Origin of the sequence: Aliiglaciecola lipolytica E3 (genome assembly GCF_000314975.1) — a bacterium.
Lineage (GTDB): Bacteria > Pseudomonadota > Gammaproteobacteria > Enterobacterales > Alteromonadaceae > Aliiglaciecola > Aliiglaciecola lipolytica.
The window spans coordinates 290,097-312,453 of record NZ_BAEN01000076.1 but is presented as its reverse complement, the minus strand read 5'-3'; the positions used below and the strand labels follow the sequence as shown (position 1 = coordinate 312,453).

The 22,357-nt window shown below is 40.5% G+C and carries 23 protein-coding genes; 5 read left to right on the top strand and 18 right to left on the bottom strand.

Translation table 11 applies throughout. From position 1 onward, the window contains the following. Window positions 1–86 precede the first annotated feature (86 nt). The 4 genes from GLIP_RS19915 to GLIP_RS21775 form a co-directional block, all read right to left on the bottom strand. Window positions 87–662: a BON domain-containing protein gene (locus GLIP_RS19915; protein ID WP_008846519.1), complete on the bottom strand. Its 576-nt coding sequence runs from the start codon at window positions 660–662 to the stop codon at window positions 87–89. 223 nt (window positions 663–885) lie between these two features. After that, window positions 886–2,208: a DUF2254 domain-containing protein gene (locus tag GLIP_RS19910; RefSeq protein ID WP_008846518.1), complete on the bottom strand. Its 1,323-nt coding sequence runs from the start codon at window positions 2,206–2,208 to the stop codon at window positions 886–888. 358 nt (window positions 2,209–2,566) lie between these two features. Then, window positions 2,567–2,761, bottom strand: coding sequence for a hypothetical protein (locus tag GLIP_RS19905; protein WP_008846516.1), 195 nt, complete (start codon window positions 2,759–2,761; stop codon window positions 2,567–2,569). Between the two features lie 59 nt (window positions 2,762–2,820). Then, on the bottom strand, window positions 2,821–2,997 hold the full coding sequence (locus GLIP_RS21775) for a DUF1328 domain-containing protein (RefSeq protein WP_008846515.1): 177 nt from the start codon (window positions 2,995–2,997) through the stop codon (window positions 2,821–2,823). 291 nt (window positions 2,998–3,288) lie between these two features. On the opposite strand from GLIP_RS21775, the gene GLIP_RS19895 reads away from it, so the two are divergent. Then, the gene (locus GLIP_RS19895; protein ID WP_008846514.1) at window positions 3,289–4,491 is read left to right on the top strand and encodes an MFS transporter; all 1,203 of its coding nucleotides are present in this window, start codon (window positions 3,289–3,291) and stop codon (window positions 4,489–4,491) included. Window positions 4,492–4,507: 16 nt separating this feature from the next. On the opposite strand, the gene hemB is transcribed toward GLIP_RS19895, so the two are convergent. Genes hemB through tatA form a run of 7 tightly spaced genes read right to left on the bottom strand, consistent with a single transcriptional unit; the run spans window position 4,508 to window position 10,056 of the window. Then, window positions 4,508–5,506, bottom strand: a complete 999-nt coding sequence (gene hemB, locus GLIP_RS19890; RefSeq protein WP_008846513.1) for a porphobilinogen synthase — start codon at window positions 5,504–5,506, stop codon at window positions 4,508–4,510. 23 nt (window positions 5,507–5,529) lie between these two features. After that, window positions 5,530–7,428 (bottom strand): sensor domain-containing diguanylate cyclase, encoded by a 1,899-nt coding sequence (locus GLIP_RS19885; protein ID WP_008846512.1) that lies wholly within the window; start codon window positions 7,426–7,428, stop codon window positions 5,530–5,532. Continuing rightward, window positions 7,418–8,206 carry a TatD family hydrolase gene (locus GLIP_RS19880; RefSeq protein ID WP_008846511.1) on the bottom strand — a complete coding sequence of 263 codons (789 nt, stop codon included), beginning with the start codon at window positions 8,204–8,206 and terminating at the stop codon, window positions 7,418–7,420. Before GLIP_RS19880 ends, GLIP_RS19885 begins: the two co-directional genes overlap by 11 nt. A 1-nt stretch (window position 8,207) precedes the next feature. After that, a complete protein-coding gene (locus tag GLIP_RS19875; RefSeq protein ID WP_008846510.1) occupies window positions 8,208–8,729 on the bottom strand; it encodes a hypothetical protein in 522 nt (173 codons plus the stop codon). Continuing rightward, window positions 8,726–9,478, bottom strand: a complete 753-nt coding sequence (tatC, locus tag GLIP_RS19870; RefSeq protein WP_008846509.1) for a twin-arginine translocase subunit TatC — start codon at window positions 9,476–9,478, stop codon at window positions 8,726–8,728. The genes GLIP_RS19875 and tatC overlap by 4 nt, the downstream gene beginning before the upstream one ends. Beyond that, window positions 9,479–9,784, bottom strand: a complete 306-nt coding sequence (gene tatB, locus GLIP_RS19865) for a Sec-independent protein translocase protein TatB (protein WP_008846508.1) — start codon at window positions 9,782–9,784, stop codon at window positions 9,479–9,481. Between the two features lie 20 nt (window positions 9,785–9,804). Then, window positions 9,805–10,056, bottom strand: a complete 252-nt coding sequence (gene tatA / locus GLIP_RS19860; RefSeq protein ID WP_008846507.1) for a twin-arginine translocase TatA/TatE family subunit — start codon at window positions 10,054–10,056, stop codon at window positions 9,805–9,807. A 118-nt stretch (window positions 10,057–10,174) separates the two neighbouring features. Here tatA and GLIP_RS19855 point away from each other — a divergent pair, with 118 nt between their 5' ends. The 3 genes from GLIP_RS19855 to GLIP_RS19845 all read left to right on the top strand — a co-directional run bounded on the left by GLIP_RS19855 (window position 10,175) and on the right by GLIP_RS19845 (window position 13,006). Continuing rightward, window positions 10,175–11,092, top strand: a complete 918-nt coding sequence (locus tag GLIP_RS19855) for a hypothetical protein (protein WP_226992256.1) — start codon at window positions 10,175–10,177, stop codon at window positions 11,090–11,092. A gap of 109 nt (window positions 11,093–11,201) precedes the next feature. Next, entirely contained in the window at window positions 11,202–12,173 is a 972-nt protein-coding gene (locus GLIP_RS19850; RefSeq protein ID WP_008846505.1) for a glutathione S-transferase family protein, read from the top strand. After that, window positions 12,170–13,006 carry a pirin family protein gene (locus GLIP_RS19845; protein WP_008846504.1) on the top strand — a complete coding sequence of 279 codons (837 nt, stop codon included), beginning with the start codon at window positions 12,170–12,172 and terminating at the stop codon, window positions 13,004–13,006. The genes GLIP_RS19850 and GLIP_RS19845 overlap by 4 nt, the downstream gene beginning before the upstream one ends. Before the next feature lie 78 nt (window positions 13,007–13,084). Here the strand turns inward: GLIP_RS19845 and acuI are convergent, their stop codons facing one another. The 7 genes from acuI to prlC all read right to left on the bottom strand — a co-directional run bounded on the left by acuI (window position 13,085) and on the right by prlC (window position 20,804). Then, complete coding sequence (gene acuI / locus GLIP_RS19840) at window positions 13,085–14,062, bottom strand: acrylyl-CoA reductase (NADPH) (RefSeq protein ID WP_008846503.1); 978 nt, start codon at window positions 14,060–14,062, stop codon at window positions 13,085–13,087. 54 nt (window positions 14,063–14,116) lie between these two features. Continuing rightward, on the bottom strand, window positions 14,117–14,752 hold the full coding sequence (gene acuR, locus GLIP_RS19835) for an acrylate utilization transcriptional regulator AcuR (protein ID WP_008846502.1): 636 nt from the start codon (window positions 14,750–14,752) through the stop codon (window positions 14,117–14,119). A gap of 93 nt (window positions 14,753–14,845) precedes the next feature. Continuing rightward, entirely contained in the window at window positions 14,846–16,471 is a 1,626-nt protein-coding gene (ubiB, locus tag GLIP_RS19830; protein WP_040523669.1) for a ubiquinone biosynthesis regulatory protein kinase UbiB, read from the bottom strand. Window positions 16,472–16,475: 4 nt separating this feature from the next. Then, window positions 16,476–17,117 carry a ubiquinone biosynthesis accessory factor UbiJ gene (locus GLIP_RS19825; protein WP_008846500.1) on the bottom strand — a complete coding sequence of 214 codons (642 nt, stop codon included), beginning with the start codon at window positions 17,115–17,117 and terminating at the stop codon, window positions 16,476–16,478. Continuing rightward, window positions 17,117–17,938 carry a bifunctional demethylmenaquinone methyltransferase/2-methoxy-6-polyprenyl-1,4-benzoquinol methylase UbiE gene (gene ubiE, locus GLIP_RS19820; RefSeq protein WP_008846499.1) on the bottom strand — a complete coding sequence of 274 codons (822 nt, stop codon included), beginning with the start codon at window positions 17,936–17,938 and terminating at the stop codon, window positions 17,117–17,119. Before ubiE ends, GLIP_RS19825 begins: the two co-directional genes overlap by 1 nt. A gap of 86 nt (window positions 17,939–18,024) precedes the next feature. Then, a complete protein-coding gene (locus GLIP_RS19815) occupies window positions 18,025–18,723 on the bottom strand; it encodes a DNA-3-methyladenine glycosylase I (RefSeq protein WP_008846498.1) in 699 nt (232 codons plus the stop codon). 26 nt (window positions 18,724–18,749) lie between these two features. After that, window positions 18,750–20,804, bottom strand: coding sequence for an oligopeptidase A (gene prlC / locus GLIP_RS19810; RefSeq protein ID WP_008846497.1), 2,055 nt, complete (start codon window positions 20,802–20,804; stop codon window positions 18,750–18,752). A 186-nt stretch (window positions 20,805–20,990) separates the two neighbouring features. On the opposite strand from prlC, the gene gorA reads away from it, so the two are divergent. Beyond that, window positions 20,991–22,340 carry a glutathione-disulfide reductase gene (gorA, locus tag GLIP_RS19805; protein WP_008846496.1) on the top strand — a complete coding sequence of 450 codons (1,350 nt, stop codon included), beginning with the start codon at window positions 20,991–20,993 and terminating at the stop codon, window positions 22,338–22,340. Window positions 22,341–22,357: the final 17 nt, after the last annotated feature.

The following is a 22,357-nucleotide window of genomic DNA, read 5'->3' as shown; positions in this document are numbered from 1 at the left end:
TTTAAGCAATTATTAGTTAACTGCTATTTTCCTCCCTATTAAACATAAAAAAAGCGCCCGAAGGCGCTTCTTAATTATTTAGCTTATTAGTGCTTTACGATGGTCTGAACAACAGTCAGTTTAGATACTACGCTTTTTACGTCGTTAGTATTTTCAGCAATCGCAACAGCTAGCTCTAGTTCTGCTTCAGAATCTAATTCACCGATAAGGGTAACAACACCGTCCTCAACTTCTACGTTGATATCAGTACCACTTACTTCTGATTCAAATAACAAACGGGTTTTAACTACCGATGCTACTTTAGAATCTTTCAGTGTTTGCATAACCTCAGAGGTTTCGTCATCTTCTCCGGCCTTATCTTCATTAAAGACAGTTAATTTATTATCAACGTCTTCAACACCATCAAGCGATAGTATTAGCTCTTCAGCCAATGCTTTATCTACTTCAGTATCAACTTTACCTGTTAGGGTAACAACGCCATTATTTACGTCGGTGTCGATATCGAACGAATCAAGGTTGCCATTGAATAATAAAGTCGTTTCAGCTTTACCATCAATCCATGCATCTTTAGTTCTTTCTGACCATTCGTTTTCTGCGTTAGCACTCATTGAAGCAGTCGTTAACGCAGCAGCAATTAATAGTGAACAAGTAGTACGTTTCATATCAGTGTCTCCTTTTGTATTTAGACAATTAACCTAATGCCAGAACGATGCCAAAATACAATACATTGATTTAAATGAAGTTTTTATAAAATCCAAAATATTTGACTGAGAATTATTTGTATTTTTGTAATGTTGAAGTGTAATTTCTACAGGAGATTTGATGCTCTGACTTAACTGTAACGTTACCAAGGTTTTTAAGCTTAATTATGGATAAGCACAAGACCTAACAAGATTCGGCTTTAACTAATAATTCTCGTTCTAACTTGTGTACACTTTTATCAAAATCTTGGCTGTCTTTTACTGTGTATTGTGCTTTCTGTTTTATCTCTTGTATTGCTTTAAGCTGTTCTCGCAATACGTGATGAATATCAGTTTTATCTGTAGCGATAGCAATTCGGTGTAAGCTTTCCAACAATCGAATTGTCACTGCGACTGAATCTTGCGCATATTGACGAATTTGATCAAAAGCTGAATTCGCCAATCCACTAAAATCATAAGGACGACGCTTTAATCGCAATACCCCGTTCCCATCATAATGGAGACCTTGATGCAGTTTGTGAGTTGCGAGATCACATAAAACTAAGCACAACTTGTCGACACAGGTTATCGCCGTATAGGGATCATTGACTCCGGTTGAAAGGGCTCGAACGGCAATTTCAACCATTTGATGTATGGCATATTCTGGATCTTGAATAGGCGTTCTTATACTACCAATCACGCAACACTGATTAATTTCATTCTGTAAATCATCTGCTATGGGCTTGTGGCTCTTTAACACCGCGAGTTCCGCATGCTTATTAATCAAATCACCGGGACGCCAATGAAACTCTACCAACATGTCATGAGTTTGAGCCAATTGACATAGAGTTTGACAACTCAATACTTGCAAGTAGCCACTGTGTTTAGTTTCAATTGAAAGTGAGTGTACAAAATGCCCTTCTAAACTATTTTGCGTTGAAGAAGCCTGCTCTGAAAAATACAGCGGCTCAACGGAGCGGTTTATTTCATGACATATCTCATTGATAACATTGTCCGCTTGGATGGAACGTGCCACATGATGAATAAAATAAATGAGAATAAAAACACTACATAGTGTTGCAAGCAGGCACCAAATAATGGATAGCCCCATTTTTATTCCCTGATTTGAATCTAAACTCATGCAATAAATTAACACCACGCAGTAGGAAAAATTCGATATAAAGGTGCCCAACACTAATTGTGTCCCACGGTCATCCATAAAATTCCGGATCAATCGAGGTCCAAATTGAGATGAAGCGAGTGTTAACGTTACGATAGTAATCGAGAAGGCAATACTGGTAACCGTAATCATTGAAGCAGCAATAGTATTCACTAACGATAGTAGGGTGTCTTGGTCAGTTTGATAAAGAAACTTTAACCAATCAAGTCTTCCCCAAGCCTGAGCATGATCAATCCAGACCATTAGCCACGCTGATACAATTGAAGTTACAACCATTAGAATGGGAATAAACCAGAAGCTGGTTTTTATTGAATCGAAGAGTTTATCTATGCTGGCCAAATTTTTCATAGAAGCAGAATATATCCCATAAATCGCATCCGAGAGTCAAATTGCAGCCTCACTTCAAATGTAAATAAATAGCAGATTAAGTAGGCTGCGCAATTTTCTTGATTTAGTTTATTTTTTTCTGTTTTTCTTAGCGAAGAGTAGCATGCTAATTACCAGAATGATCATAAATAAACCAAAAGAAGCTAAGAACGTATAGATAGGGCTTCCGCCAGATAAACCTGTGGATGTAACAAAAAAACCCACGCTTATCACTATTGCGATTATTATAATTTTAAAATCCATAAATCACCTCGAGTAAGTAATAAAAAAGGGCTCAATGAGCCCTTTTAAAGTCGTAAAGCTTGAAAGCTAGATTTGATTAACAATCTTTATCTTCAGCTTTAACACCTTCTTTAACGTCTTCACAGGCGTCTTCAATAGCGTTTCCTGCGTCAGTTACCATTTCATCTACTTTTTCTCCAGCGTCTTCTGCAGGTCCCTGCTCACAAGCAGCGATTGCAAATACTGAACCAGCGATAAGTAAAATCTGTAGTGTTTGTTTAAAAGTTTTCATATGTTTCTCCGTTAAGTAATAGCGTTATAAAGTAAAATTTTATTTTTTTGTAAAGTGTCCTAAACGTTAGGACCTTTACCTCGAACTGCATTAGCAATTAATGAAATCACTAGTAAAACTACGAAAACAAAAAAGATGATTTTAGCGATACCTGCTGCAGTACCTGCAATTCCACCAAAACCAAATACAGCTGCTATGATTGCGATTACTAAAAATGTTAGTGCCCAGCTCAACATGATATTCTCCTTTTGTTTGTGTTCACTTTATACATAGCGGATTACGTGCCAACTCCCACAAAATTACGTAACCACTTGATTAAGTTGAAGTATTTATATTTCTAATCTCAAACTAACTGAGTAAATATGAGCTTCCTTTGCAAAAAGTACACGTAATCTAGAAACTTTTTCACACCAACTTAGTATTAGTTTAGTCTCTTTTTGGAAATGAAGTTAATTCTACGATATAGATAAACATGATCCGGTAATTAATAGAAAAATCAGTAAGTAACTAAAGGATGGAATGAGCAAGTGAGTCCAAAGCATAACGATGATAAAAAGGCGTTTTTGTTATTATTGTGTATTTCTTGTTTAACAAAAATTGCAGACCTATTGGTTTCACCAAAAACGACTTTACCCTATATATTAACAGCAGGTGGGGCCCCATCATGGTTAATTTCGTTGTTGGTACCCATCAAAGAATCAGGGTCGTTGCTACCTCAATGGTTACTCAAATCACATTTGTCAGGTCATTTCGAAAATAGAACTGCATTATGGCGAATTGGCACAATGTTGCAGGGCTTTGGTGTTCTCACTATGGTCTTAATTATGTTTTTTTGCAGTGGGAAGCTGTTGGCATATAGCGTTTTATTGCTATTGGCATTAGTAAGTTTTGGACGCGCTATTTGTTCATTAACAATGAAAGATATGGAAGCTGAAACGATTGAAAAAGGTAAACGTGGCCATTTAATTGGTTTGGCATCATCTTTATCGGGCGGGCTTACTTTAATATCAGCCATCGTATTTATCTTAAGTGAACAATCGCTTACTCACAAAATTTCTTATGGATTATTGCTAACCGGGGGATTTGCATATCTCTTCTCAATGATATTTTCAATTCCGTTAAAAGTTGAATATCAAGTTGCAGATAGTCTTAAGTCAGCTGAGCATTTTTGGACATTATTAAAACACGAAAGAAATCTACGACACCTTATTATTAGTCGTATATTACTGATGCAAAGCGCATTAATCGTTCCTTTTATAGTCGCCTCTACTGCTAATGAAAATGCAGAAGGGAATCAACTAGCCTACTTCCTTGGTCTGTCTGCCCTTGCCTCATTAATATCGTCGTACGTATGGGGAATATTATCAGATAAAGGGGCTGTTCTAACGCTTCGAATTGCCACTTTGTTTAGTGTAATTGCGTCTTTCGCTGTTAGTTGGGGAATTGAACATTTCTCTTTGTATATGATTTACACGTTATTTTTTATACTCACATTAGGTCATGCAGGTATTCGCACTGGACGTAAAACATACTTATTAGATATCACGGAACGCAACAACAGGTCAGGCTATGTAGCAGCCGCCAATACCTGTGTAGGTATCGGCTTGTTGGCGTTTGGTGCTATTTACGCTGGATTATTTAATCTAATAGGCAACCAATTAATGTGGTTATTAAGTGCTTTGTTGTGTATAGGTTTAGCTCACTCGTACATGCTTGAAAAAGAAAAGTAATACGAAGCGCCATTCACTATTTTGCTAAAATTTGCGCTGCTTGTTTTGCGAAGTAAGTCAGAATACCGTTCGCACCTGCGCGTTTAAAAGCCATTAGCGATTCCATTATTACAGCTTCTTCATTTAACCAGCCTTGCGCAAAGGCGGCTTTGTGCATCGCGTATTCACCACTCACTTGATAAGCAAACGTTGGGACTTGATACGTATCTTTGCAACGACGAACAATGTCTAGATATGGCATGCCAGGTTTTACCATTACCATATCTGCACCTTCTTGCAAATCGAGTCCAATTTCACGGAGGGCTTCGTCGGAATTAGCTGGATCCATTTGGTAACTGTGTTTATTACCCCCTTTGATGTTACCAGCAGATCCCACCGCATCTCGAAAGGGGCCGTAATAATTTGACGCATATTTAGCAGAGTAAGCCATAATGCAAGTGTGAATATATTGATGTTGCTCAAGCGCTTCACGAATAATTCCAATTCGGCCGTCCATCATATCCGATGGAGCAACAATATCGGCCCCAGCTTCGGCATGCGACAAGGCTTGTTTGACCAACACTTCACAGGTCTCATCATTTAAAACATAGCCAGATTCGTCTATCAAACCATCTTGTCCGTGTGATGTGAAAGGATCGAGCGCAACATCAGTAATCACCGCGAGATCAGCAACGGATTCTTTAATCGCTTTCACCGCCCGCTGTGCTAAACCATCAGGATTAAATGCTTCGCTCGCACAATCTGATTTTAATTCTAGCGGCGTTACGGGAAAAAGCGCGATAGCAGGTATACCCAGCGCAGCAATCTCTTTCGCTTCTTTTATCAACTCATCAATTGATACTCGTTCGACTCCTGGCATAGAGGGCACAGGAATTCGTTGCTGATGTCCATCAACAACAAACATAGGATAAATAAGATCTTTGGCTGTTAGTGTATTTTCTGCCATCATGTCACGCGTAAACTGGTGTTTGCGCATTCTTCTCATGCGATTAGCAGGAAATTTTTGCTCGAACATAAAAGCGATTACCTCATTACTGTTTATACAATATCTCGGGCGTGTAAATGTACACTCTCAACCCGGTTTCTACCTTCACGTTTCGCTTGATACAGCGCTCTATCTGCGCTTTCCAGTAGACTTTTTTCATCATCTAAGCCAGTTACAATAGTTGTTGCAACACCTGCACTTATCGTGACATTAAGTTTCACGCCATCTACTTCAGTGGTCAAATCTTCGATACTCTGACGAAGGTTCTCCGCCAAAGATTTAGCCCCTTCAAAGTCCGTATTGGGTAAAATAAGAGCGAACTCTTCACCACCATAACGACATGCGTCATCTGTCGTTCGTTTTAACTTTGTCTTAAGTACATTTGCCACACTTTTAATGACTTCATCACCCGCTACATGACCATAATTATCGTTTATAGTTTTGAAATGATCGATATCTAGCATGACAATAGATAAATCAGATTGTTCTCGTCGGCAACGACGCACTTCAGCCTCAAACTTTTTATCGAAATGCTTCCGATTTCGTATTCCAGTAAGGCTATCTGTACGTGTTTGTTGTTCCAGTTCATTGTTAGTTTCAGACAATTCTCGTAAAGCAATTTCTAATTCTAGAGTACGTTCTTCAACTTTATATTCTAAGTCTTCTTGTGCTTCTTCTTTGAGTTTAAACGCTTTTGCTTGGGATTCACGCGCCATGCGTTCTTCTAGCAAAACTAGTTCTTGGCTTTGATACTGTTCATCTCGTTGTTTGGTGTAGGAAATCGCCAAAGCGAACGCTAACATATAAGTTTCTACCGCGGCTCCTAACATAACAAAATATTGCGCCGACAAATCCATGTCGATTAAATCAAAGCTTTCCAATCCTGCCATAAAACCGGCAGTGATTAGCACTGACCAAGCGAGCAAGTAAAACCCTGCGAGCCTAACTCCGCGAAACATCAATAGTAAACTAGCTGTAAAAATCAGCAGTGAAATCAAACATAGGGTCACAAGAAAATAGATGATGTAAATATGGTAAGGAATGACGAGACTACCAATGACCGAAACACTCAGCACCCAAACAGCGTATTTTATTAGGTTATCCATAGTACGACTGTGTTTTTGGACATCGAGTAGTTGGCGAGTAAAAATACAGATAAACAAGAGCGTCGATGTAGCGAAAATGCCTACACTTCGACTCTGAAACCAAACCCAATCAGGCCAAATATATTTGAATCCTAAGCCATGCATAGTGGCAACTGTGAATCCCACAGCTACAACATATAGGCTGTAACTTAAAAAACTCGGTGAGCCGGTTGAAACGTAAAAGAATAAGTTACTTAAAGCCATAGCGGCCATAAAGCCAATAAAAAGGCCAAGCAACAAATTATATTCGCCGCTATAAATTAAATATTCGCTTTCTTCCCATACGCGCAAAGGCAGCTTTAACGTACCTTCTGTTTGGACCTTAACAATAACTGAGATGCGATGATCAGATTGCGGAATAGGAAACAGTAGTTTTTCGGTTTGAATTAACCTTTTCTTGAACGGGTAGCTATCACCTTCTTGGAATTCTGCTAACAGTTTTCCATTACTAAAAAACCACATATCAACTTTGTCCAACATCACATAGTCGATTTCGATTAATAGTGGTTCGTCACTTAAGTTATTAGGTAAAAAAAACTTAAACCAGTATGGATTTTTACTCATTCCAAAAGTCAGGGACGTATTTAGCTCTTCTTCCCACTGAGCATTTTGGTAAGTTTGCATTTGGTCAATATCAAAGGCATTTTTGGTATCTTCAAGGTAAAGCGTGCCTTTGTTTATCTCTAAAAGATAATTATTTCCAACACCCAACTTTGAAATAGATAAGATGCATAGCAACCCAATTAAAATGACCAGGCCAATATACCAAGTTTGCCGAACACCTAATTTAGCAACACTAGCTTCCACTATCTGTGCCTATTGCAAATAAATTCATAGTATTTCGCCAACAGTTTTGCTTCAAGTCTTGAATTGATTGTTGACGTAGTTCTGCAATAAATTCCGCAATATGTGGAATATTTGACGGTTGATTGGTTCCCGATTTTAACGTTTTAGGCCTCAAGTATGGAGAGTCTGTCTCTAATAGCATCCTATCTGCAGGCAAATGTTGCACGGCATCTCTAAGCGAAGCGCCGCGCTTAGGGTCGCATACCCAACCGGTAATGCCTATGTAAAAACCTAGTTCAAGATATGCTTCCATTTGTGCAAGGCTGCCTGTGAAGCAATGAACAACAGCACCGTTTAAATAATTTGAATAACGTTTTAATAAAGAAATTTGCTCTTCAAATGCATCACGCTCATGCAAGTAAACTGGCAACTTTAGATCACATGCGAGTTCAAGCTGTTGTTCAAATATTCTTTTTTGAATGTCCGGCGGTGAAAAGTTACGATTAAAATCTAAACCACATTCTCCAATGGCAACGACTTTTTTATCCTCTGCCAATGCGTTTAAGCTTTGCACAAAGTTTTGTTCAGCATCTTTGGCATAATGAGGATGGATGCCAGCTGATGCATACAAATATTCGGGGAATTGATGAGCTATGGATAAAGCATCAGTGCTTTGCTGTATGTCTGTGCCGATAACGAGCATCCCAGTAACATCGTTATTGATAGCGCGTGAAATGACATCGGGTACAGACAATCGCTTATCTGGTAAATTAATCCCGATATCAAACCAATGAGTCAAATTATTTAACTCGTTTTACTCTAATTCGACGGTTTAAGCTGTCTTTACTCAAGTGGAAAGAACCTAACGCACCACTTTCAACATAAATAACATCGCCTACTTTTACTTTAAAGTTCGTGGCTTCTAGTTCACGCCAATGATGTCCGTTATTTAATATGAAAATAGCACGTTTAAGCCCATCTTCTTTCACTTCAACAACAGTCGCATAAATTTTTTCATCGGTATCTTCTGGCAATTTTGGTTGCAAACCAAACTCAGAGTTACGTTTGTTTTTGTCCGCTTCATTTTCATCTTCGCTGTCAGTCTTATCTTTTGCTGACAGTGGAGCTGGCACATCCATTAAATCTTGCAAGCCGCCATAGCGATTTAACTCATTTACAATCTTGTCATAACAGACAAGTCGCTTCAGGCTGTTTTGTACTTGCCCACAGTTTTTCAGCGCTTCACCCACTGTTTCAGCTTGCGCCGAAACACTCAAAATACTCAAACTGAGGGGTAACAAAATTTTTAATAAATTACTCATGATACTTCCTGATGTTCTTCTTTTTCTTCTTCGTCTGATTTTGGCGAATATAAAGCGCCGATAAGAATACCAATCTCAAATAGTATCCACATTGGGACAGCTAAGAGGGATTGCGAAATAATATCTGGTGGCGTTAACAACATGCCCACTACAAAAACGCCGACAATTACATACGGACGCTTAGCCCGCAAAGAAGCGGCGTCGGTGATGCCTGCCCAACACATTAAAATGACTGCGACAGGAATTTCAAATGCCAAACCAAAGGCAAAAAATAGCTTTAATACAAACGCAAGGTAACTACTAATATCAGTAGTAAATGCGACTCCGCTAATCTCAATTCCCGCAAAGAACGCAAAAATAACCGGAAATACAACAAAATAGGCAAAGGCTATTCCTGCATAAAAAAGTAAAGTGCTCGAAAGTAATAGTGGCGCGATTAATTTTTTCTCATTGCGATACAAACCAGGAGCAATAAACCCCCATATTTGATATAGCACAAACGGAATAGCCAAAAAGAATGCCAATACTAGGGTTAATTTAAATGGTGCAAAAAAGGGTGCACCAACATCCGTTGCGATCATTTGCGAATTGTCAGGCATCGCGTTTAACAAAGGAGTAGCCAATAAATGGTATAAATCCTGTGCAAAAAATGCCAATGGTACAAAGATCACTAAGATACTCAAAACAGCCTTCAACAGGCGGCTTCGCAACTCAATTAGATGGGATATAAAACTATTAGAATCAGACATTTAAGACTTATCTTTATCGTATGGTTTGTTCACAGATTCGGCAGATGCCTTCAGATCATCAACTGTCTTTTGAAGATCAGGTGACAAATTTTCAAGTCCCTGCTGCTCTGCTTTCTTCAGATTCTCATGCAGTTCATGTACACGCAACTGCTCCTCAACTTCGGTCTTAAAACCCGTTGCCATCGCTCTAACGCTACGAAACGTCTTCGCCACGCTACGCATTGCCCCTGGCAATCTTTCAGGCCCAAGCACTAATAGTGCAAGTACACCAACAACCAGTATTTCTAAAAATCCGATATCAAACATAAGATAGTTTTTCTTTGTGACTATTCAGTTTTCTGATGTTGTTTTTCAGCATCAGTTTTTTGCTGAACACTTTGATCTTTAGATTCGATTTTTTCATCGGCTTTTTTACTGGCATCTTCGTCGAAATCCGCATCTTTGTCAGATATTGCTTTCTTAAATCCTTTAACCGCAGACCCTAAATCACCGCCTAAAGAACGCAATTTCTTGGTTCCGAACAACAGTAAAACGATAACCAATACAATCAACAATTGCGCCCAACCAATGTTACCCATTTGAAAACTCCTATAAATTTAGTAAGGCTATTATACGTAGCTAAACAGAAACGTCACTGGATTTGATACATAGAAAAAAAAAGAGCATGATTTATGGACCAAATATGGAGCGATAAGTTTGCGTAAATTAGTAGTTATTGTCTATTTCTTTCTACTTTCATGTTTCGCTGTCACCGCACACGGTCAGGAAGAACAAGAGGTGTGGATAGACTCAATGCATAAAACAGTTTCTGAGTCTGTGTTAGATACTGCACAATGGTTTGACAATTTTTTTGCCAATAAAAATGTGCAAGAAGACCAAAAAGCATTGGGTGAGGTCAGACTTAGGTTGGGTTGGATACCTCGTTCAAGAGAATTGGAGGAAATTGAAGCGCGCTTGAAAGTCAGGGTAAAGCTGCCGAACTTGAAAAATAGAGTCGATTTAATCTTAACTGACTCTGATGATGATCAAGAAGACAAAATTAGAAGCAGCCGTAGAAGTCAATTTAATCGCGATGATAGCTTTAATGTGGCACTGAGATATAAAGCCAGACCTGACAGCGGACTATCCCATAGAATCGGTTTTGGTCGTCGTTTTCAGTATTATGCCAGATCACGTTACCGAGACGGATTTACACTGACAGATTCGCTTGAAATGCGTTACGACGCCTCAATTTATTATTATAACAGGGATAAATTTGGAGCCACCCTGAGCTTCACATTTGATTACGATTTTTCGCAGGAACTTTTGCTTAGGTACCATAACCGATTCGATTATAGAGATCGCAGTAAAGATTGGATATGGCAACATAGCTGGCAGGGTTTGCACCAGTTTGATGATACGAGTGCGGTAATATATGGCTTCTACATTGAAGGAATAAGCCAGCCCAATTACCGATTAGAAGAATATTTGGTCAGTGCGAAACTGCGTAAACAAACGAAACGGAATTGGTTGTTTTACGAAATTGAACCCTTTGTTTTGTGGCGCAGAGATGAACACTTTTCAGCTTCTTACGGCATTGCGCTGCGATTAGAAGGTTATTTTGGGGAACGCTAAGCTCAATAACTTCCACTATAATTAGTAGGATCAAGGTAAATTCTAAATATAGATCTATTGTGTGATGATTTACGTAAACAACACAGTTTTAGTGACTTAAGGGCTATTCATGGGATTGTTAGTAGACGGAAAATGGGTCGATAAATGGTATGATACTGAATCCAGTGGCGGAAAATTCGAACGCCAGGCTTCCAAATTCAGACATCAAATTTCGACACAAGCGGACGCATCGTTCAAACCAGAGTCGGGTCGGTATCATCTTTATGTGTCACTGGCCTGTCCATGGGCGCATAGAGCCTTGATTTTCAGAAAACTTAAAGGTCTAGAAGCACATATAGATGTATCTGTGGTCGCACCGGATATGCTAGAAAACGGTTGGGAATTTAGCGACTTTCCCGATGCTACGGGCGATAAGCTTTACAACTTTGACTTTATGCATCAGTTATACACAAAAGCCCAAAGCGACATCACCACACGTGTGACTATTCCTGTGTTGTGGGATAAGCACACTGAATCAATTGTAAATAATGAATCCGCTGAAATTATTCGTATCTTCAATTCTCAGTTTGATTCTCTTACCAACAATCAACTCGACTACTACCCACAAAAGCTTCGCTCAGAGATAGATGAGATAAATGAAAAGGTATACCACAATATCAATAATGGTGTGTATAAAGCTGGCTTTGCCACTAACCAAATGGCATACGAAGATGCCGTAATCCCGTTATTCGAAACACTGGATTGGATAGATGCTCGTTTATCCAAGCAGCGCTATTTGGTTGGTGCACAAATCACAGAAGCTGACTGGCGATTGTTTACCAGTCTAATTCGATTTGACCCGGTTTATGTGGGACATTTTAAATGCAATATACGCCGAATAGCGGATTATCCGAATATTTCAGGATATTTACGCGAATTATACCAGCACCCAGGCGTCGCTGAGACTGTAAATTTTGTGCATATCAAACGTCATTATTACTTTAGCCACACAATGTACAATCCAACGCAGGTCATTCCAGCAGGACCGGTAATGGACCTACAGGAGCCGCACAATCGTGATCTTTTGGAGTACGAAGTATGAACTCTAGTACCAGAACTGTCATTCAAATAGTCAACGCAATGCCTGCGAACGACGGTGCAGGAGTCAAGTTGCAGCGGATAATTGGACAACCTCTGTTGAAAAATCTCGACCCGTTCTTGTTGCTGGACGAATTTGGTTCAGAAAACCCGAATGATTACCTAGCGGGTTTCCCACCCCACCCTCATCGAGGCTTTCAAACAGTTACCTATATGCTTGAAGGGAGAATGCTGCACCAAGATTCTGTTGGCAATAAAGGCGTGATCGAAAAAGGCGGAATTCAATGGATGAACGCAGGTAAAGGCATTATTCATGAAGAAATGCCACAGCACTCAGACAAACCAATGCGCGGTTTTCAATTGTGGGTCAATCTACCCGCTGCGGAAAAAATGTCGAATCCGGGTTACCAAGACATTCAGGCCAAATTGGTCCCAGTTATCGATATGGATATCGCCAAAATAAAAATACTCGCTGGTGAGTTTTCAGGTAAATCGGGCCCAGTGACCACTCAAGCGGCTACGCCACTTTTTGTAGACATTATTTTTGAATCAGAAGGCCAACTTCAGATCCCTATCGAAAAGGAACATAGCACTTTTGTATATTGTTACGAAGGCGAGCTAAGGATTGCAGACAAAAGAATTAGCAAAGGTCAGCTAGCAGTATTGTCAACGGGCGCGGCAATTCATATTAACGGAACAAAAGATGGCAAATGCATTTTAGTCGCAGGTGCGCCAATAAACGAACCTATCGCGCAATATGGTCCGTTTGTAATGAATACCCAAGCAGAAATACAGCAAGCGATAGCAGACTATCAAGCGGGTAAATTAACCGAATAATCGACCAATCGACAGCACACACCATTCCAGCATTATTGAAATGGTGTGGTTGTTTGCTTTATTTGTGGATTATTAATCTTATAATTCAACCACGACGCGTCCACGTACTTTGCTTTCTAAGAGCTCATGTGCTGTGGAAATAACCTCACCTAGATTAATGTAGGTGGCTATTTCGTCCAAGGTTTTAGGATCCAATAACTCCCCCAAACGTTGCCACGCTTCTATTCTATCTGAGATGGGTCGCATCACACTGTCGATACCTGCTAAGGTGACCCCACGCAGAATAAAGGGTGCTACCGATGCCGGAAAATCCATACCTTGTGCTAGACCACAGGCTGCTACAGTCCCTCCATATTGCATACCAGCACAAATATTGGCAAGGGTGTGGCTGCCTACTGAATCAATAGCGCCAGCCCATTGTTCTTTACCTAGGGGGCGACCCGGCTGTGATAAACTGCCGCGATCGATAATATCGACAGCTCCCAACTTTTTAAGATAATCTGCTTGTTCAGGTCTACCGGTCGAAGCTGCAACCCGATAACCTAACGTCGCTAACAGGTTAATGGCAAAACTGCCTACCCCACCATTAGCTCCGGTAACCAGCACTGTGCCTTTTTCGGGTGTCACGCCATTTCTTTCAAGTGCAATGACACACAACATTGCCGTGTAGCCTGCAGTACCAATTGCCATGGCTTGACTAGCAGTAAATGCGTCAGGAATGGCGATTAACCATTCACTTTTTAAACGTGCTTTTTGCGCCAAGCCACCACAATGCACCTCTCCGACTCCATATCCATTTAGTAAAACGGTATCACCCACGCTAAATTTTTCAGAGTCACTATGTTCGACTACGCCCGCCAAGTCGATGCCGGGTATCATCGGGAATTTGCGCACAACAGGACTTTTACCTGTAATCGCTAAAGCATCCTTATAATTCAATGTACTATGGGTGACTTTCACTGTGACATCACCTTCGGGCAGAATACTCTCGTCTAATTCCGCTAACTCAACCTGATACTCGTTGTCGTCTTTGTTAATTAAAATACCTTGAAACATAACCACCTCCGAATTTAGACCGATCGTCTATAAATAGTTAAAAAATTTTCAGTCCTAGCGAGGTAGCCCCGCCAAATACTGATTTAAAAAGTTTTCCAGCGGCTGTGCGCTTTGCGTTAACCTAGCCCGACTGACTGCTCCTTCCCAACCGACCCAAAAAAACTCCGCTAACAACGCGCAATTTGCGTTAGTCGATAATAGCTGTTGTTGCTGAGCTTCACGCAAACAAACTTCGATACGATGTTGCCAATCAATAAAGATATCAGTTAACAACTGTCGATAGCCATCTGGCAATACATCAACTTCTTGCTCTAAATTACCGACTAGACAACCACGTTTATAATGATGCTTTTGTATACCTGCCTTAGCATCCTCAACAAAACTACCGATTCGCTGAATTGGATCTAACTCAACATTGAGCAGATGTGTATCTAACTTTTTAGCAAAGTAACTCGCATAATTTTCGATAACTTCACGACCGAAATCTTCTTTGCTGGAAAAATAATGGTAAAACGAGCCTTTTGGCACACCGATCTTTTTAAGTATCTTATCAATGCCTGAGGCGAAAAAGCCGTGTTCAGTCAATAACTCAACACCGCTACGGATCAGAGCTGCGCGGGTATCGTGATTGTCGTGATTGACCTTAGGCGGTCTTCCACGCCTAGTATTTTTTTGAGCAAGTGAATTCATGGGAACATAATAGACCGATCGTCTAGTAAAATGCAAATTCAATAGCAGAAAGTATCTCAGACGGTATCAGAAAGCGTGTTTGGAAATTACCAGCTAGCGCCTAAACCAAGCGTATATCCAAGCTGAGAACCCGACTCCGGTGAGTACAATACTTGGAATATAACTAGTTGCATATAACGGCAGAATTCCTGCCAGAATGATTAAGGTGGAACCGGTTAGAATGTAAAATAGGCTTTTTTGTGCACTGCGTTGCTGCAATTGCTGTTGTTCAAAATGTTTTTGTTGTAACGCCGGCAATTGTTTCACTTGGCGCAAACTGTCATATATCAAATCGGGAATTTCAGGAAGTTTTTCAGACCAGAAAGGCAAATTTGCGTTAATCTTTTTCACCATCGCAACAAAACCAATCTGCTCTTTCATCCATTGCTCCAAAAACGGTTTTGCCGTTTTCCATAAATCAAGCTGCGGATACAATAAGCGTCCTAATCCTTCTATATACAGTAAGGTTTTTTGTAACAGTACTAGTTGCGGTTGCACGACCATATTGAAGCGTCTTGCGGTGTTGAATAGCTGTAATAATACATTGCTAAAGGAAATCTCTGCTAATGGCTTTTGAAAAATCGGTTCGCAAACCGTGCGGATCGCAACTTCAAATGCTTCAATATCAGTATCCGCAGGTACCCAACCGGAGTCCACATGAAGTTCAGCGACTTTGCGATAGTCACGATTAAAAAAGGCAATAAAGTTTTCCGCTAAATAGCGTTTATCATCGCGATTTAAGGTGCCGACAATACCAAAATCAATCGCAATATATTGTGGGTTTTCAGGCGCGTATTTAGACACGAATATATTACCCGGATGCATATCCGCATGAAAAAAACTGTCTCGAAACACTTGAGTGAAAAAGACTTCAACTCCGCGCTCTGCAAGTAACTTCATATTGGTGTTTTGAGCATTCAAGGCATTGATGTCAGAAATAGGAATGCCGTAAATACGTTCCATCACCATCACATTTCGTGCACAAAAATCACTGTAGATTTCAGGAATATACAATGATTCTGAATTTTCAAAATTGCGTTTCAACTGAATCCCATTTGCAGCTTCACGTAACAGATCCAGTTCTTCAACAATGGTTTTACGGTATTCATCGACGACCTCTACAGGTCTTAGTCGTTTGCCATCGGGTAATAGTTTTTGTACCGCATAAGCCAACGAGTGCATGAGTTCGATATCAGCGTGAATCGTGCCTGCTATATCTGGTCGAATAACTTTTACAATGACTTCTTTTTGATTATGTTTCAGAACTGCACTGTGGACTTGCGCAATAGATGCAGATGCGAGTGGCGTAATGTCAAAATGTTCAAACAGCTCATCTAATTCAGAAATGTGTAGAGATGATTTAATGATGCCTACCGCAACCGCACTATCAAATGGCTGAACCTTATCTTGCAGTATGGCTAATTCATCGGCTATTTCAGCGGGTAAAAGGTCGCGTCGAGTAGATAGCATTTGTCCAAACTTAATAAACACCGGACCCAGTGTTTGCAACGCGAGTCTTATTCTTACGCCGATGGGTTTGTCTGGATGTTGATTACGTAACCAAAATTGACAGGCTCTACCTAGTTTTGCGTACCAAGGTAACCATTTATCTGGGATCAGTTCGTCTAGACCGTGTTGCAATAAGACCTTGTTGATTTTGTAAAGGCGAAGAGTACGCATGATATTAACTGCTCTGCTTATTTGGTTTGGTCGTACTTTGGCGTTCTAGTCGATTCAATTTTGCTTCTAATCTGTCAGTTGCGCTTCGCAACTCATTTACCTGATCACAAAAATCCACAACTAAAATAGGGGGAGCGGCAATTCGCTTTTCTTCGATTGCAGCATCGGCTAACGTTGCAACTAAACGATTCGCTTGTGCCTGCGTGTTTTGAACTAGCTTTTTACCGAAAGCAAAGGCTTTGTGCGCAACCAAATCACCGGTATATTGGGATAGCTGCTCTTCCCAGTCTATCTCTAATTCGGAGATCAACTGACTGAATTGTTGCGCTACTTTCAAATCACCTTCAAGTACTAGATCATTGTTTTGGATTAAGCGCGTAATTTGACTGGTATCTTTTAATTTTTGCAAAGTCGCGATCGACAAAGCTAAGTGGCAATCTCCCTTTACCTCTTCATCCGGCATGCCCACTAATACATCAACTCTATCGGAAAAGTTAAAAATTAACGGCCAAGGTAATTCGTGAACAGCAACACTCAACTGTTTTCCAGCTAACTTTTTTAATCCACTTGCAGAATCTGAGTCGAGTTTCAAAAGATGATTTAACACTCGTTCAATTGCAGAGGAAACCAACTGAGCTGCCGGCATTAAAATTTAAACCCTCGATGCAGCGCCACTATGCCACCCGTTAAATTATGAAACGAGGTTTGTTCAAAACCAGCTGTTTCCATCATGCCTTTTAGGGTTTCTTGGTCGGGGTGCATACGGATAGATTCCGCTAAATACTGATAACTTTCGCTATCATTAGCAACTAGCTGCCCCATTTTAGGAAGTAAATGAAAAGAATATAAATCGTAAGCCTTGGTCAGCATCTCGTTTTGCGGCTTAGAAAACTCTAACACTAACAATCGGCCACCAGGTTTGAGTACGCGATACATTGAAGCAAGCGCTTTATCTTTATCAGTCACGTTGCGTAACCCAAAGGCTATAGTGATGACATCAAAATGGTTATCTGGAAAAGGCAGCATTTCCGCATTCGCTTGCACATATTCTAAGTTGCCTACAATGCCTTTATTACGCAGCTTTTCGCGACCAACCTGTAACATTGCATTGTTAATATCTGCCAATACAACCTGCCCGTTTTCACCCACAAGCTTAGAAAACTTAGCCGCTAAGTCACCGGTTCCACCAGCGAGATCAAGTACTTTGTGGCCCGCTCTAACGCCACTGCAATCGATGGTAAAGCGTTTCCAAATTCGATGAACGCCCATCGACATCAAATCATTCATAATGTCGTATTTAGCAGCCACAGAATGAAATACACCGGCAACCATTGAGGCCTTTTCAGCTTTATCTACCTGCTTAAAGCCAAAGTGGGTTTGGTTACTATCTGGTGAGTTAGGCGTAGAACTGGTCTGCCCCGTTTCAGATGAATCAACATTGCTGTCAGAGACTTGATTATTACTCATGATATACCCTTTAATACTAATCTCTTCAGTTTACAGAAATTCTTTATCTATGACTAATACCCTGAACAAGGTTGTTGCCAACTGTGTTATTCAGCTTGTATATGATTATCACCTACACTGTACGAAATAATCTGACTAATTTCTTGCAATGAACGATTGCTTTGTTGATGTAATTGATTAAACGCATCCTGAATAGCATTCAAGCTGCGCTTTGATGTGGCAGAGCCACTTATTATATTTCGTTGTGTAAAGTATCCCACAACATCTTGACTCAGTATAAACGTATCTTTCCCTAACGCTCGTAGTGCATAAGCGCCCGTATTACCGCCTAAACGCGCGCCATGTTTTTTGAGATAAGCCCACAAACCAATTATGTCGTGTCCAGGCCAATCAGCAACAAATTTGGCAAAACTTGGGTGTTGTTGTCTAACGGCTTGAATCATCATGGCATTTTCACGAATCGTTTTAACTTTATTGTAGTTACGAATGATGCTGCTATCTTGGGCCTTTTTTTCAAGCATTTCGTCTGGCATCAACACCACTTTGTCAATTTCAAAATTGAAAAACACGCGCTCAAAATCTGGCCATTTATCAACCACCACTCGCCACACAAAACCGGACTGAAACACCTTTTTAGTGAACTCAGCTAAAAAACGATCATCACCAATACTTTCTATTTTCTTAGGTGAGAGTGGCTTTGACATCAATTGAGCTAATTTTTCAGGCCCGCCTTTACGTTCGCTAGCGCGCTGAAACAAATGTTCAAATGTCTCTAAATTAGCCAAACCAATTTGTCCTTATTTCAATGTCACTAAGCGGCAATGCCGGAATGACGTAATAATGCATCTACGTTAGGCTCTCTACCGCGAAACGCAACGAATAGTTCCATTGGCTCTTTACTGCCACCCATTTCCAGAATGTTGTGCAGAAAGTCTGAGCCAACATTCGCATCAAAGATACCTTCTTCTTCAAATCGGCTGAAAGCATCTGAACTTAGTACTTCCGCCCATTTATAGCTGTAATATCCAGCTGCGTAACCACCCGCAAATATATGCCCGAAACTATTTTGGAAACGATTAAATTCAGGGGCTTTAACCACTGCAACCTTATCTCGAACTTGTTGGATAAATTGTTGTACATTGGGCGGATTATCAGCTTTATACTGCTCGTGTAACGTAAAATCAAATAGACTAAATTCAATCTGACGCATCATCTGCATCGCGGATTGGAAGTTACGTGCGGCTAACATTTTGTCTAACAAGTCTTGCGGTAAAGGTTCTCCGGTTTCGAAGTGTCCAGAAATAAACGCAAGAGCCTCAGGCTGCCAGCACCAGTTTTCCAAAAACTGACTTGGTAATTCTACTGCATCCCAGGGAACTCCGTTGATGCCCGAAACACCTGCCACATCAACTTTAGTTAACATGTGATGGATACCATGACCAAACTCATGGAACAGAGTAATTACTTCATCATGGGTAAATAAAGCAGGCTTTTCACCAACCGGCCCATTAAAATTACAGGTTAAATAAGCAACAGGAGGTTGTAGTGCACCAATTAGTTGAGTTCTGCGAACTTGGCATTCATCCATCCAAGCGCCGCCTCGCTTATGAGGTCGGGCATACAAGTCTAAATAGAAGCTTCCACGTAACTCGCCTTGGCTATCCACTATATCGTAAAATTTTACGTCTTTATGCCATACATTTACGTCTTCGCGTTGCACAATATCGACTTTGTAGAGTCGCTTAACGACCTCAAACAGTCCTGTTACGACCTGCTTTTCAGGGAAGTAAGGACGTAATTGTTCATCAGAAATGGCGTATTGCTGCTGTTTGAGCTTTTCACTATAGTACGCTAAATCCCAAGCTTGTAATTCGGATTGTTGATATTGAGTTTCAGCAAATCTAGTTACTTCTTGCAAATCTTTTACAGCTTGCGGTTTTGAGCGCTGAGCTAAATCTTCTAAAAAGCCCGTTACCTGTTGCGTTGACTCCGCCATCTTGGTTGCCAATGAGCGCTGCGCATAGTTTTCAAAGCCCATTAAGTTGGATAGCTCATGTCGCAAGGCTAAGGTTTCTTCTATTATTTGGGTATTATCGAATTCGCCCGCATTGGGGCCTAATTCAGATGCTCTAGTCGTGTAGGCACGGTACATTTCTTCACGCAAAGAACGGTTATCCGCATAGGTCATCACTGGCAAGTAACTTGGAATATCTAAAGTAAATAGCCAGCCGTCTAATTCTTTGCTTTGCGCTAATTGTTTAGCTGCATCTAAAGCGGATTCAGGCAATCCCGCTAATTCAGCCTGATCAGTAATATGTTTTTGCCACGCTAATGTCGCATCCATAACATTGTTACTAAAAGTAGAAGATAATTCTGACAGGCGGCTTTTTATCTCGCCATATCTCTGCTTTTTATCGTCTTCCAATGCAACCCCTGACAGAGTGAAATCTCGGATAGCGTTTTCAATGACTTTTTGTTGAGCAATGCTTAACGACGTAAATTCTGCTGATTGTTTAATTTCACAATAAGCCTCATACAGCCCTTTATGCTGTCCAACCCATGTACCATAAGCCGATAACGCTGGCAGACAGGCATCATGTGCTTCGCGCAACTCATCATTACTCACAACTGAATTCATGTGTGATATTGGCGACCACAATTTACTAAGCTGGTCGTCTATTTCATCAATTGGCTGTACAAGTGAATTCCAACTCGGATAGCCCTGCTCTAAAACTTGGTTTATGGTGTTTTTACAGTTTGCAATCGCCTCTTCTATCGAGCTAACAATATCTGCGACTTTAATTTCGCTAAATTGTGGCAAAGTTTGGGTATCTGATTGAGAATGATGAGTGACGATTTGAGTCATAAAAATATCCAATAATTATTTTAGGGTTGGAACTTTGTAGGTAAGGCCTTATAAAGGTAAAAACAAGTGAAAGAAAAAGATATTTGTTACGTTCTTACTCTTTTAACCCTAAATTGAATCCATCAGGTTTTTGCTTTGTGTGTTACCTCAAAAACCTAAACTAACCACTTAACCATAGGATAAAACATGGCAGATTTCGATTACATTTGTATCGGTGCAGGCAGCGGCGGTATTGCTTCAGCAAACAGAGCGGCTAAACATGGTAAGAAGGTCGCCCTAATTGAAGCTAAGGAAATAGGTGGCACCTGTGTAAATGTAGGCTGTGTACCTAAAAAAGCAATGTGGTACGGCGCACAAGTTGCAGAAGCAATCAATTTATATGCTGCCGACTATGGTTTCGATATTTCGGTAAATAAATTTGATTGGAAGAAATTAATTTCCAGTCGGGATGCTTATATTGAGCGAATCCACGCGTCTTATGATCGGGTTTTAGGAAATAACAATATTACTGTAATTCAGGGATTCGCCACCTTTGTTGACAAAAATACAATCGAAGTTAATGGCCAGAAATATACTGCGGATCATATTCTTATCGCTACCGGTGGGCGTCCTAACTTTGATGATGTCCCTGGTGCAGATTTAGGTATTACGTCAGATGGCTTTTTTGCGTTACAGGAACAACCAAAACGAGTTGTTGTCGCAGGAGCCGGTTACATTGCAGTAGAACTCGCTGGAGTCATGCACAGTTTAGGAAGCGAAACCCATTTATTGGTACGGAAAAACGCACCACTTCGTAACTTTGACCCTATGTTAAGCGAAACATTGACAGAAATGATCCAAGCTGATGGACCCAAGCTGCACACCCAAAGTGTGATAAAAGAAGTCAAAAAACAAGATGATGGAAGCCTTGCTATCATCCTTGAAAATGGTGAGACAATCGAGGCAGATTGTTTAGTGTGGGCAATTGGTCGTTCACCTGCAAACGACAATATTGGATTGGAAAAAATAGGTGTAGAGCTCGACGAAAAAGGCTACATCAAAGTAGATAAGTATCAGAACACCAACATCGAGAATATTTATGCTGTGGGTGACTGTATAGGAAAAGTAGAATTAACTCCCGTCGCGGTAAAAGCCGGAAGACTGCTATCAGAAAGACTATTTAATGGTCAAAAAGAAGCGCATATGGACTACAACTTAATTCCAACTGTAGTCTTTAGTCACCCTCCTATTGGTACTATGGGTCTCACAGAGCCTGAGGCTATTGCTCAGTACGGAGAAGATAACGTAAAAGTGTACAACTCAAGTTTTGCCGCAATGTACAACGCGGTCACAGCACATCGTCAAATGACAAAAATGAAACTCATATGTGTAGGAAAAGAAGAAAAAGTCGTAGGATTACACGGTATCGGTTTTGCGATGGATGAAATTCTTCAAGGATTTGCAGTTGCAATTAAAATGGGCGCGACTAAAGCCGATTTTGATGCTTGTGTAGCCATCCACCCAACCTCCGGTGAAGAATACGTAACACTCACCTAAAGTAGAATCTCATGGCG

Bases quoted from the DNA above. Each gene is read 5' to 3' on its own strand.
- GLIP_RS19915 (WP_008846519.1), bottom strand. From the start codon at position 662: ATGAAACGTACTACTTGTTCACTATTAATTGCTGCTGCGTTAACGACT.
- GLIP_RS19910 (WP_008846518.1), bottom strand. From the start codon at position 2,208: ATGAAAAATTTGGCCAGCATAGATAAACTCTTCGATTCAATAAAAACC.
- GLIP_RS19905 (WP_008846516.1), bottom strand. From the start codon at position 2,761: ATGAAAACTTTTAAACAAACACTACAGATTTTACTTATCGCTGGTTCA.
- GLIP_RS21775 (WP_008846515.1), bottom strand. From the start codon at position 2,997: ATGTTGAGCTGGGCACTAACATTTTTAGTAATCGCAATCATAGCAGCT.
- hemB (WP_008846513.1), bottom strand. From the start codon at position 5,506: ATGTTCGAGCAAAAATTTCCTGCTAATCGCATGAGAAGAATGCGCAAA.
- GLIP_RS19875 (WP_008846510.1), bottom strand. From the start codon at position 8,729: ATGAGTAATTTATTAAAAATTTTGTTACCCCTCAGTTTGAGTATTTTG.
- tatC (WP_008846509.1), bottom strand. From the start codon at position 9,478: ATGTCTGATTCTAATAGTTTTATATCCCATCTAATTGAGTTGCGAAGC.
- tatB (WP_008846508.1), bottom strand. From the start codon at position 9,784: ATGTTTGATATCGGATTTTTAGAAATACTGGTTGTTGGTGTACTTGCA.
- tatA (WP_008846507.1), bottom strand. From the start codon at position 10,056: ATGGGTAACATTGGTTGGGCGCAATTGTTGATTGTATTGGTTATCGTT.
- GLIP_RS19850 (WP_008846505.1), top strand. From the start codon at position 11,202: ATGGGATTGTTAGTAGACGGAAAATGGGTCGATAAATGGTATGATACT.
- GLIP_RS19845 (WP_008846504.1), top strand. From the start codon at position 12,170: ATGAACTCTAGTACCAGAACTGTCATTCAAATAGTCAACGCAATGCCT.
- acuI (WP_008846503.1), bottom strand. From the start codon at position 14,062: ATGTTTCAAGGTATTTTAATTAACAAAGACGACAACGAGTATCAGGTT.
- acuR (WP_008846502.1), bottom strand. From the start codon at position 14,752: ATGAATTCACTTGCTCAAAAAAATACTAGGCGTGGAAGACCGCCTAAG.
- ubiB (WP_040523669.1), bottom strand. From the start codon at position 16,471: ATGCGTACTCTTCGCCTTTACAAAATCAACAAGGTCTTATTGCAACAC.
- GLIP_RS19825 (WP_008846500.1), bottom strand. From the start codon at position 17,117: ATGCCGGCAGCTCAGTTGGTTTCCTCTGCAATTGAACGAGTGTTAAAT.
- ubiE (WP_008846499.1), bottom strand. From the start codon at position 17,938: ATGAGTAATAATCAAGTCTCTGACAGCAATGTTGATTCATCTGAAACG.
- prlC (WP_008846497.1), bottom strand. From the start codon at position 20,804: ATGACTCAAATCGTCACTCATCATTCTCAATCAGATACCCAAACTTTG.
- gorA (WP_008846496.1), top strand. From the start codon at position 20,991: ATGGCAGATTTCGATTACATTTGTATCGGTGCAGGCAGCGGCGGTATT.